The 11,415-nt window shown below is 73.4% G+C and carries 8 protein-coding genes; 7 read left to right on the top strand and 1 reads right to left on the bottom strand.

Annotated elements, in window-relative coordinates; translation table 11 throughout:
• Window positions 1-2,154 precede the first annotated feature (2,154 nt).
• On the top strand, window positions 2,155-3,210 hold the full coding sequence (locus ABZS37_RS23400; RefSeq protein ID WP_355172134.1) for a hypothetical protein: 1,056 nt from the start codon (window positions 2,155-2,157) through the stop codon (window positions 3,208-3,210).
• Window positions 3,207-4,238, top strand: coding sequence for an HAD-IIA family hydrolase (locus ABZS37_RS23395; RefSeq protein ID WP_355172132.1), 1,032 nt, complete (start codon window positions 3,207-3,209; stop codon window positions 4,236-4,238). Before ABZS37_RS23400 ends, ABZS37_RS23395 begins: the two co-directional genes overlap by 4 nt.
• Window positions 4,239-4,262: 24 nt before the next feature.
• Here ABZS37_RS23395 and ABZS37_RS23390 read toward each other — a convergent pair whose 3' ends face one another.
• Entirely contained in the window at window positions 4,263-4,601 is a 339-nt protein-coding gene (locus tag ABZS37_RS23390; protein WP_354997658.1) for an SCP2 sterol-binding domain-containing protein, read from the bottom strand.
• A 111-nt stretch (window positions 4,602-4,712) separates the two neighbouring features.
• Between ABZS37_RS23390 and ABZS37_RS23385 the strand changes: the two genes are divergently transcribed.
• The 5 genes from ABZS37_RS23385 (at window position 4,713) to ABZS37_RS23365 (ending at window position 11,390) form a co-directional block, all read left to right on the top strand.
• Complete coding sequence (locus ABZS37_RS23385) at window positions 4,713-5,312, top strand: hypothetical protein (RefSeq protein WP_355172130.1); 600 nt, start codon at window positions 4,713-4,715, stop codon at window positions 5,310-5,312.
• Entirely contained in the window at window positions 5,242-5,613 is a 372-nt protein-coding gene (locus ABZS37_RS23380) for a hypothetical protein (RefSeq protein ID WP_355172128.1), read from the top strand. The genes ABZS37_RS23385 and ABZS37_RS23380 overlap by 71 nt, the downstream gene beginning before the upstream one ends.
• Window positions 5,614-5,651: 38 nt before the next feature.
• Entirely contained in the window at window positions 5,652-6,515 is an 864-nt protein-coding gene (locus ABZS37_RS23375) for a TlyA family RNA methyltransferase (protein WP_355172126.1), read from the top strand.
• A 109-nt stretch (window positions 6,516-6,624) separates the two neighbouring features.
• Window positions 6,625-7,509 carry an NAD kinase gene (locus ABZS37_RS23370; protein WP_355172124.1) on the top strand — a complete coding sequence of 295 codons (885 nt, stop codon included), beginning with the start codon at window positions 6,625-6,627 and terminating at the stop codon, window positions 7,507-7,509.
• Between the two features lie 158 nt (window positions 7,510-7,667).
• A complete protein-coding gene (locus ABZS37_RS23365; RefSeq protein ID WP_355172122.1) occupies window positions 7,668-11,390 on the top strand; it encodes a S8 family serine peptidase in 3,723 nt (1,240 codons plus the stop codon).
• Window positions 11,391-11,415: the final 25 nt, after the last annotated feature.

The raw sequence follows: 11,415 nt of genomic DNA, 5'->3' as shown, positions 1-11,415 counted from the left end.
CGATGGTACTGCACTCGTGAGGGTGTGGGAGAGTAGGACACCGCCGGACAATCTTCCAGTCGAGGGGCGCCCATTTGGGTCGGCCCTCGACTGCGTAGCGCCATTGGTGGCGCAATCAGGAAGGATGTACCTGTGAGTTCAGGACCGCAGGACGGAGACCGTCCCCGTCGCAACGAAGACCGTACTGACGGCCCAAGTGGGCGCGACCGCGGCCCGCGTCGCGACGACCGCGACCGTCCCCCGTACCGGGGAGACCGGGACAGCGGTGGCGGCGCCCGAGGCGGATACGCCGGCGGCCGCGATTCTGGTTCCCGTGGTGGTGACCGGGACAGCTCGCGGTCCAGCGCTCCGCGCGAGGGTGGTTTCCGTGGCGGCGACCGTGATGGTTCGCGCTCGAGTGCTCCGCGTGAGGGCGGCTTCCGTGGCGGTGACCGCCGCGAGGGTGGCTTCCGCGGTGGCGACCGTGATGGTTCGCGCTCAGGTGCCCCGCGCGAGGGTGGTTTCCGCGGTGGTGACCGGGACAGCTCGCGGTCCAGCGCTCCGCGCGAGGGTGGTTTCCGTGGCGGCGACCGTGATGGTTCGCGCTCGAGTGCTCCACGTGAGGGGGGCTTCCGCGGTGGTGACCGCCGTGAGGGCGGCGGTTTCCGCGGTGGCGACCGCGATGGTGGTTTCCGTGGCGGGGATCGTCGTGAGGGCGGCTACCAGGGTGGCGACCGCACCCGCTCCGGCCCATCCCGCGAGGGCGGCTTCCGTGGCGGTGACCGCGAAGGCGGCTTCCGTGGCGGGGATCGTCGCGAGGGTGGTTTCCGCAGCGGCGACCGCGGCGACTCGCGTCCGGGTGCGCCCCGTGAGGGTGGCTTCCGTGGTGGCGACCGTGATGGTTCGCGCTCGAGTGCTCCGCGTGAGGGTGGTTTCCGCGGTGGTGACCGCCGTGAGGGTGGTTTCCGTGGTGGCGACCGTGACGGCTCCCGGCCGAGTGGCCCGCGTGAGGGCGGTGGCTTCCGTGGGGGTGACCGCGATGGTGGTTTCCGTGGCGGTGACCGCCGTGAGGGCGGTGCGCCCCGTGAGGGCGGCTTCCGTGGCGGCGACCGTGATGGTTCGCGCTCGGGTCCTCCGCGCGAGGGTGGTTTCCGCGGTGGTGACCGCCGTGAGGGCGGCGGGTTCCGTGGCGGTGACCGCGAGGGCGGTTTCCGTGGCGGTGACCGTCGCGAGGGTGGTGCGGCCCGTGAGGGCGGCTTCGGTGGCGGTGACCGCCGTGAGGGTGGCTTCCGTGGTGGCGACCGTGACGGCTCCCGGCCGAGTGGCCCGCGTGAGGGTGGCTTCCGTGGCGGTGACCGCGAGGGCGGTTTCCGTGGCGGCGATCGTCGCGAGGGTGGTGCGCCCCGTGAGGGCGGCTTCCGTGGCGGTGACCGTCGCGAGGGTGGTGCGCCCCGTGAGGGTGGTTTCCGTGGTGGTGACCGCCGTGAGGGTGGTTTCCGTGGTGGCGACCGTGACGGCTCCCGGCCGAGTGGCCCGCGTGAGGGCGGTGGTTTCCGTGGGGGTGACCGTGAGGGCGGCTTCCGCGGCGGTGACCGCCGTGAGGGTGGCTTCCGTGGTGGTGACCGCGAGGGCGGTTTCCGTGGCGGCGATCGTCGCGAGGGTGGTGCGCCCCGTGAGGGTGGTTTCCGTGGCGGTGACCGCGAGGGCGGCTTCCGCGGCGGCGATCGTCGCGAGGGCGGCGCGCCCCGTGAGGGTGGCTTCCGTGGCGGTGACCGCGAGGGCGGCTTCCGCGGCGGCGATCGTCGCGAGGGCGGCGCGCCCCGTGAGGGCGGTTTCCGTGGCGGCGACCGCCGTGAGGGTGGCGCGCCCCGTGAAGGTGGTTTCCGTGGCGGCGACCGTGACGGCTCCCGGCCGAGCGGCCCCCGCGAGGGTGGCTTCCGTGGCGGCGACCGCGAAGGCGGCTACCGCGGCGGTGACCGCGACGGTGGTTTCCGGGCCGCCGAGCGGCCGCGTCGCGAGGGAGACTTCCGCCGTGACGACCGCGCTGGCGGCTCCGAGTCGTTCGAGGGCGGGCGTAGCTCGGCCCCGGCGTTGCCGGACGACATCGTCGCGACCGACCTCGACAAGGACGTTCGCGCTGAGCTGCTCTCGCTGAACAAGCCGGTCGCCGAGACGGTGGCCCGGCACCTGGTTGCGACCGGCCAGCTGATCGACGAGGACCCGGCCGAGGCGTTGGCGCACGCGCTTGCCGCCCGGCGGCTCGCTTCGCGCATCTCTGCTGTCCGTGAGGCGGTCGGTCTGGCCGCGTACCACGCCGGGGAGTGGCAGACGGCGATCGCCGAGTTGCGCACGTACCACCGGATGAGCGGGCTGCAGAGCCACCTGGCCGTGCTCGCGGACTGTGAGCGGGCTCTGGGTCGGCCGGAGCGGGCCATCGACCTGTTCCGCGGCGCTGACCAGGAGAAGCTGGACCAGGCTGTGGCTATCGAGCTGCTGATCGTCGCCGCCGGCGCCCGGGGTGACCTCGGGCAGAAGGACGCCGCAGTGGCGATGCTCCAGGTCCCGGACCTGACCAGCGAGGCCACAGTGCCGTGGACGGCGCGGCTGCGTTACGCGTACGCCGACGCGCTGCTCGCCGTGGGCCGGCGCGAGGAGGCCCGCGAGTGGTTCTCCCGTGCCGCCGACGTGGACACCGAGGGCGAGACCGACGCCGCCGAGCGGCTGCTGGAACTCGACGGCGTGGTCATCGAGGGTGACGACGAGGACGAGGCCGCCGAGGAGATGGCCGCAGGTCCGGGTGCTCCCGGCGCGGTGCCGGCCCGACCTGACGCCGACCTGGTCAGCGACGACGACGACGATGACGACGACGACGACGATGACGACGACGAAGACGACGACGAAGACGACGATGACGACGACGAAGACGACGATGACGACGACGAAGACGACGATGACGACGACGATGACGATGACGACGACGATGACGACGATGAAGACGACGACGACGATGAAGACCGCGAGGACTTCGACGACGACGAGGAGGGCGGCACTGCCGGCCGTTCTGGCGACGACGAGGGCTTCGACGACGAGGACGAGGACAGTCACCCAGCCCAGGGCGGCAACACCGGCGCGGACACCGCTGCTGACAGCAGCGTGACGTCCGGCGATGCGGTGACCGTCGACGGGACCGCTCCGGCGCGGGACGACGAGTCGGGGTCGACGCAGCGGTGAGTGGGGGCGCGGGGGAGCGGCTGGTCGACGGGTACACCCTGGTCGTCTTCGACCTGGACGGGGTGATCTACCTGATCGACCGGCCGATCCCCGGCGCCGTCGAGGCGGTGGCCCGGCTGCACGCCGAGGGACGGGCGGTGGCGTACGCCACCAACAACGCGTCCCGCCGGTCCAGCGAGGTCGCCGACCTGCTGACCGGGATGGGCGTGCCGGCCCGGCCGGAGGAGGTGCTCACCTCCGCCGCTGCTTCGGCCGAGCTGCTCCGGGACCGACTGCCTGCCGGTGCGCCGGTGCTGGTGGTCGGCGCGGAGGCGCTGCGCGCGGAGCTGCGCGCGGTCGGCCTGACCCCGGTCACTCAAGCCGACGAGAAACCGGCTGCGGTGGTGCAGGGGTACGGCCCACAGGTCGGCTGGGCCGAGTTGGCCGAAGCTTCGGTCGCGGTGCGGGCCGGTGCGCTCTGGATCGCCACGAACACCGACCGGACGCTGCCCAGTGGGCGGGGACCATTGCCGGGCAACGGTTCGCTGGTCGCTGTGCTGCGTACGGCGCTGGAGCGGGATCCGGACGTGGTGGTCGGCAAGCCGGAGTCGGCACTGTTCGAGACCGCCGCCCGGCGCAGTGGCGGTGGCCGGAGCCTGGTGGTGGGCGACCGGCTGGACACTGACATCGAGGGCGCCCGCCGTGCCGGGCTGGACAGCCTGCTCGTGCTCACGGGCGTCAGCGGCGTACCGGATCTGCTGGCCGCTGGGCCGCAGCGGCGCCCCACGTACGTCGCGGGGGACCTGGCAGGGCTCTTCGACCCGGTTGCCGCGGTGCGGGTCCCGGGCCCGGTGGACGCTGGCGGCTGGTCCGTGACCGACCGCGACGGCACGCTGGAGCTGGCCGGGTCAGGTCGGCCGCTGGACGCGTTGGCCGCGCTCTGCGCGGCAGCCTGGTCGGCATCGGTTCCGGCGTTGCCGAAGATCCGCCCGATCGGCCCGGACGCGGCACACGCGTTGGAGAGCTTCGGTCTTTCCGCTGCGGCGTGACCGGGGTCAACTGACCGGCGCTCGTCAGAGCAGCTTGCGCAACTTCAGCAGGTCGAACGGGTTGGCCTTGATCGAGACCCGGCGGGAGGCCACCGCGCCGGTCACGTCCAGATCGCCGCGGACCAGGGCCAGCAGGTCATCGCTGGACGTGCTCAGCGCGATCTTGGCCTGGGGGTCGTCGCCGTCGGTCAGCTCGACCAGACGACCGCCGGTGATCCGGCCGTGGAACGCGGTGTCCAGGTCGGTGATCCGGCAGGCCAGCGTCCGGTCCAGGTCGATTCGTTCGCGCACCGTTTCGGCGTTGCGATCCAGCCGGGCAGCCAGCTCCTGTAATGCCTGCCGGCACTCGTCCACGCTGGCCACGTCTCCCCCTCGTTGATCGCCACGCCGTCCTCGGCACCGTACCGCACGGGACAGTCCGGGGTGCCCGGTAGCGTGACACCTGCACACCTCGCCCCGTGGAAGGACTCAGGCATGCAGGACGCGTGGCGCGCCTACCTCGAGCTGGCCCTGGGCCTTGCGGAGGCGCCCCGGAAGAAGGCCCAGGACGTGGCACGTCGTCTCGTCGGCTCCGGCGGCGCGACCGCCGCCCAACTGCAGGCCCTGGGCGAGGAGTTGATCACCACCGGCGCCGCCAACCGGGAGGCCCTGACCAAGCTGGTTCGCTTCGAGGTCGATCGGGCCCTCGGCGCGGTCGGCCTGGCCACCTCCGACGAGGTGGCCGAGCTGACCCGACGGGTGCACGACCTGGAACGGCAGCTCCGCGAGGCGCGCGCCGCCGAGCCGGCCAACGCGCCGACCGCCGGCCCCATGGCGCAACCCGACCCGACCCTCGCCGCGCAGCCCGGCACCGGTCTCGTGCCGTCGGACGCCTCGGCGGGTGCCCCGGTCTCCGCGCCGGTGGCCAAGAAGGCTGTCGCGAAGAAGGCCGTCGCGAAAAAGGCGATCGCCAAGAAGGCGATCGTGAAGAAGCCGCCAGCGGCGATCAGCCGGACCGACGACGATGCCCCGACTCCAGCGGTCATGCCCGCCAAGAAGGCGGTCCGCAAGCAGCCGCCGGACGGCGCCGAATGAGCGCCGTCGCCTCCGGCCGGAGCCCTCGGTGACCGGCGACTGGCGTCCCGGCCCGCCGCCCGGTGGCCGTCCCGGCCCGCCGGCCGGTGGGTCGTTCGCCGCCCGGCCCGGCCCTCCGGTGGGCGCCCGCCCCGGGCCGCTGCCGGACGTCGGGGACGACATGGCGCGGCACCCGGCGGTGGACGCGGCGGTGCAGGCCATGGCCAACGCGGCGACGCTTGCCCCGGCCGACCAGATCGCGCAGTACGAGGCGGCCTACGAGACGCTGCGAGAGACCCTCGCCACCATCGACCAGACCTGAGCGGCACGACCAGGCCTGAGCAGACCGGAGAACCACCCATGGCACGTCGCAACCGGCTGGACGCCGAACTGGTCCGCCGCAGTTTGGCCCGTTCCCGGGAGCAGGCCGCCGCGTTGGTGGAGGCCGGCCGGGTCCAGCTGCGCGGGGTGGTCGCGCGCAAGGCCGCCGCGATGGTCGACCCCGCCGATCCGCTGCTGGTCACCGGCGAGGACCCGACCGAGGAGTACGTCTCCCGGGGCGGGCACAAGCTCGCGGGCGCGCTGGCCGTGTTCGGCCCCGGTGGGCTGCGTGTCGCCGGGCGGCGCTGCCTGGACGCCGGCGCCTCGACCGGTGGCTTCACCGACGTGCTGCTGCGCGCTGACGCCGCCGAGGTGGTGGCCGTGGACGTCGGCTACGGGCAGCTCGCCTGGTCGCTGCGTACCGACGAGCGGGTCCGCGTTCTCGAACGCACCAATGTCCGTACCCTCGATCCGGACGTGATCGGCGGCCCGGTCGACCTCACGGTGGCCGACCTGTCGTTCATCTCGTTGCGGTTGGTGCTGCCGGCGCTGGCCGGCTGCACCCGCGATGACGGTGACCTGGCGTTGATGGTCAAGCCGCAGTTCGAGGTCGGCAAGGATCGGGTCGGCGCAGGTGGCGTGGTCCGCGATCCGGAGTTGCGCGCCGAAGCGGTGCTGGACGTGGCCGTGGCGGCCGCGAAGCTCGGCCTCGGGCTGGCCGACGTGGCGGCCAGCCCGCTGCCCGGGCCGAGCGGCAACGTGGAGTTCTTCGTATGGTTGCGCCGGGGCGCACCACCGGCCGACCCGCAGCGGGTGCGGGCCGTGGTGGCGGCCGGGCCGGATGGCCTGACGACGGCCGGCGACGTGCCGGGCGCGGCGGCGGCGGAGGAGATCGCAGGGTGAACGCGCGCAGCGAGGGCACCGGAACGGTCCGCGGGACGACACGCGGCCGCTTCGGGGCAATGGCGACGGTGGCGCGACGCCGTCCGGTCCCGGGCGGGCGGGTGGCCCGATGAGCCGGACCGCGCTGCTGGTGACCCACACCGGCCGTCGGCGCAGCACGGAGCACGCCCGGTCGGTCGCCGCCGACCTGATCGCCGCGGGTTTCGAGGTACGGGTGGTGGCCGACGAGGCCGAGGACCTCGACCTGCCCGGCGTGGTGCCGGTCGCTGGCCCGCTGGCCGCCGAGGGCGCCGAGATCGTCTTCGCGCTCGGTGGGGACGGCACCTTCCTGCGCGCCGCCGAGCTGGCCCGTCCGGCGAAGGCGCCGTTGCTCGGCATCAACCTCGGCAAGGTGGGCTTCCTGGCCGAGGCAGAGATCGACGACCTGGACACCGCGGTCCGTGACGTCGTCGGGCGCAACTACACCGTCGACGAGCGACTCACCCTGGACGTCACCGCTGAGTTCGACGGTGGCCCGACCATCGAGTCCTGGGCGCTCAACGAGATCAGCGTCGAGAAGGGCGAGCGGGCGCAGATGCTTGAGCTGCTCGTCGACGTGGACGGGCGGCCGCTGTCCCGCTACGGGTGCGACGGCGTCGTCTGTGCCACCCCGACCGGCTCCACCGCGTACGCGTTCTCCGGTGGCGGGCCGGTGGTCTGGCCGGAGGTGGAGGCGCTGCTGATGGTGCCGATCAGCGCGCACGCGTTGTTCAGCCGCCCGCTGGTCACGGCCCCGACGTCCACCTTCGTGATCACCGTCGACCCGTTCACCACCCTGGCCGTGCTCTGCTGCGACGGGCGGCGCGTCTACGACCTGCCACCCGGCGCGCGGGTGACGGTGCGGCGGGGGGCACTGCCGGTGCGCATCGTGCGGCTGCGGGCCCGACCGTTCACCGACCGGCTGGTCGCCAAGTTCGGCCTTCCCGTGCACGGCTGGCGCGGCAGCCGCCGGTGATCGTGGCACACACCCTCGGTGGACGTCAGCTGTCCACCTGACGACATGTCGCCGCTGCGGCGGTCGACGACTAGTGACCTGGCGACAGGCTCCGTCGCAGACTCCGATCGGCCCTCATCCACGGATGACGGGCCTGGAGGAGTAGAGGAGCACATCGCATGCACTGGTCCCCACGCTGGCTCGCCGTCGGCGCGGTCGGCGCATTGGTGGTCGGCCTTGCCGCACCGGCGTCCGCCGACCCGCCCGCCCGGCCCACCGGCTCGAACTCGGGCACGCCCGCCCCGGGCGTCGCGCCCGTTCGCATCACTCTGATCACCGGCGACCAGGTCGACCTGGTGCAGGCGGCGCCTGGCCGGGTCACCGCCACCGTCCGCCCCGGCCCTGGCCGCAACCGGATCACCTTCCAGACCGTCGAGGTCGACGGCGGGCTGCGGGTGCTGCCGAGCGACGTCGTGCCGTACCTCTCCGCGGGGGTGCTCGACCCGGACCTGTTCGACGTGCAGGAGTTGGCCGCTGACGGGTACGGCGACGGCGCGCAGGGCGCGTTGCCGCTGATCGTCCGCTATCAGGAGCCGGCCGCCGGGCGGGTCAGGGCGCTCGCCGGCGCCACCGACACGCGACCGTTGGAGAGCATCAACGGCGCGGCGCTACGGGTCGGCAAGGGTGACCTCGGTGGCCTGTGGACGTCCCTGCGGGGCACGCCTGGTCAGCGTGTCGCTGCCGGCTCGTCGGCCACGCTCGGCGCCGGTGTCGCCCGGATCTGGCTGGACGGGAAGGTCCGCCCGACGCTGGAGCACAGCGTGCCGCAGATCGGCGCTCCGATCGCCTGGGCGGCCGGTCGGGACGGTACCGGCGTGAAGGTTGCGGTGCTCGACACCGGCGTCGACGCCACCCACCCCGACCTGGCCGGCCGGATCGCCGAGGCGCAGGACTTCTCCGGCAGCGGCAGCGCCCGCGACGGGCACGGCCATGGCACCCACGTGGCGGCGACCATCGCCGGCAGCGGCGCCGCGTCCGACGGGCTGCGTAAGGGAGTCGCCCCGGGCGCGCAGTTGCTGATCGGCAAGGTGCTCGACGACGGTGGCTCCGGCTACAGCTCGTCCATCATCGAGGGCATGGAGTGGGCCGCCCGCTCCGGCGCGAAGGTGGTCAGCATGAGCCTCGGTGGCTCCGCGACCGACGGCACCGACCCGATGAGCCTGGCGGTCAACGACCTGACCGCCGAGACCGGCGCCCTCTTCGTGGTCGCCGCCGGCAACGAGGGCGCGGCGCGTACCGTCGGCGCTCCGGGCGCGGCCGCCGCCGCGCTCACCGTCGGGGCGGTGGACCGCAACGACAACCTGGCGGAGTTCTCCAGCCGGGGCCCGCGGCTCGGCGACAACGGCCTGAAGCCGGAGATCACCGCGCCGGGCGTCGGCATCATCGCCGCGCGAGCCGCCGGCACCACCATGGGTACGCCGGTGGGCGACGCCTACACGACCGCGTCCGGCACGTCGATGGCCACTCCGCACGTGGCTGGCGCGGCGGCGATCCTCGCTCAGGAACATCCGGACTGGGCCGCCGGGAAGCTCAAGGACGCGCTGGTCAGCACCACGAAGGCGAACCCGGCCCTGACCGTGTTCGAGCAGGGCGCAGGCCGGGTCGACGTGGCCCGGGCACTTGGCCAGCGGGTGTACGGGTCGGGCACCGCCGACTTCGGCCGGCTCAGCACCGGTGCGGCGACGGCCGAGCGGACCGTGACGTACACCAACGGCACGGCGGCCTCGCAGACCCTGCGCCTGGCCCTGGAGCTGCGCAACCTGGACACCCGCACGGCCGAGACCGACGGGGTCTCGGTGGGCGGCGCGGAGGTGACCGTGCCGGCCGGCGGCAGCGTCGCCGTTGCGCTACGTGCGGACCCGGCGAAGTTGGACCGCGGCCTGCACAGCGGGTGGTTGGTGGCCACCGGCGCGGACGGTGTCGCGGTGCGCACCGCGGTCGCGCTCACCCTCAGCGGCCCGCTGCACACCGTGACCGTGCGGGCGCTGGACATGCAGGGGCAGTCGGGTGTCGCGTCGGTGCTCACCCTGTTCGGGGAGCAGCCCGAGTCCGATTGGCTTGGCTGGGTCGCTGGCGAGGTTCACGTGCAGGTCGAGGAGGGCCCGTACCTGGTCCAGGCGTTGATCGAGCACGGGGCTCCGCTGGACGAGCAGATCACCCTGGTCACCGACCCGGAGCTGATGGTCGATCGGGACGTCACCGTGGTGCTCGACCCGCGTAAGGGCACTCCGGTGCGGATCGAGACGCCGAAGCCCTCGGAGCAGCGGTCGACGATCAGCTTCTACGAGCACCGGGTCTTCGGAAACGGCCGACAGGTCGACCACGGTGTGATGACCTACAGCACCGTTCAGCAGGTCAACGTCACGCCGACCCGCCCGGTGCGCCAGGGCGAGTTCGAGTTCGCCTCGCGCTGGCAGCTCGTCGCGCCCATGGTGGACGCGAAGATCAGCGGGGTGTCCGGTCCGCTGGACATCAACCTGGTGGGAACGTCTCCGGCGCCGACCGGCCGGCGGAAGCTGCCGTTGGTCTGGGCCGGCACCGGGACGCCCGCCGATCTGACCCGGGTGCGGGGCGCCGCCGCGCTGCTCTCCGCCGACCCCGACCGGTCGGAGGACGAGCAGATCGCCGCCGCCGCGGCCGCCGGTGCCGCCGCGGTGCTGATCGTCCGTGCGGCGGACTTCAGCGCCTGGACGGTGTGGCGCCCGACCGGGGACCGGCTGCCGATCCCGTCGATGGTGGTGGCGTACGACGACGGGCAGCGGCTGATCGTGGCGTCCAGGAAGGGCCGGGCGACGCTGGACCTGACGCTGACCGTGGACAGCCCCTACCTCTACGACGTGTGGCAGGTGTCGAAGGATCGGGTGCCGGAGCGGATCCTGCACACCGTGACCGCGAAGAACACCGCCGAGGTGACCGTGAGCTACGGCGACACGGGCGCGGGCTGGGCCACCGAGCAGCGGTTCGGCTGGCGTCCGTGGCAGGAGTACTCCTGGAACGACGACCAGCGCCTGATCCGCAACGGCACCACCCGTCAGGAGTTCGTCAGCGCCGGGGACAACTGGTGGCAGCACCGGGTGCTGCACAAGTCGATGTTCATGCAGTGGGGGCAGCTGACCGGCGGGCTGACCCAGGAGCCCCGGCGCTACGCCGCCGACGACCGGGAGACCGAGACCTGGCACACGCCGGTGGTCCGCCCGGCCGTACCGGCCAGCGGGGCGCCGGTGCCCACGCGCACCGGTGACAGCCTCAACCTGCGGGTGCCCGAGTTCGTCGACGCCGACGGCCACTACAGCGTGGCCGGCGACAGCGAGGAGTCGGACACCGTCGAGGCCCGGGTCAGCCGCAACGGGCAGCAGATCGCCGATCTGTCCGGCGGCTGGGCGCCGGTGCCCACCACGGCCGGGTCGGCCCGCTACCGGCTGGACCTGACCACGCGGCGGTCCTCGACCGAGTGGCGCTACGCCACCCGGACCGACACAGCCTGGGAGTTCACCTCGGCCCGACCGGCGGGAGACGCCACCAAACCGCTGTCGCTGCTGCAGGTGGACTACCGGGTGCCGGCCGACCTGCTCGGCACGGTACGCGGCAACCGTCCGCACCAGGTGGGGCTGACCCTGCGCCAGCCGGCCGGAGTGCCCGCGCCCAGCGGCACCAAGGTCCGGGTGCAGGTCTCCTTCGACGGGGGCCGCACCTGGCGGAACGCGCAAACCTCGGGGTCGGGCACCCGGTACACCGCAACCGTGCCGGCTGGACGCGGAACGGTGTCGCTGCGGGTGCACGCCACGGACCGGGCCGGCAACACCGTCGACCAGACGGTGCTCCAGGCGTACGGGCTGCGCTGACCTGGGCAGGGTGGGGCGGCCAGCC

The organism is Micromonospora sp. NPDC005413 (genome assembly GCF_040606435.1).
Classification (GTDB): domain Bacteria; phylum Actinomycetota; class Actinomycetes; order Mycobacteriales; family Micromonosporaceae; genus Micromonospora.
The sequence above is the reverse complement of the archived record's forward strand: the minus strand, read 5'-3'. Positions and strand labels throughout refer to the sequence as shown.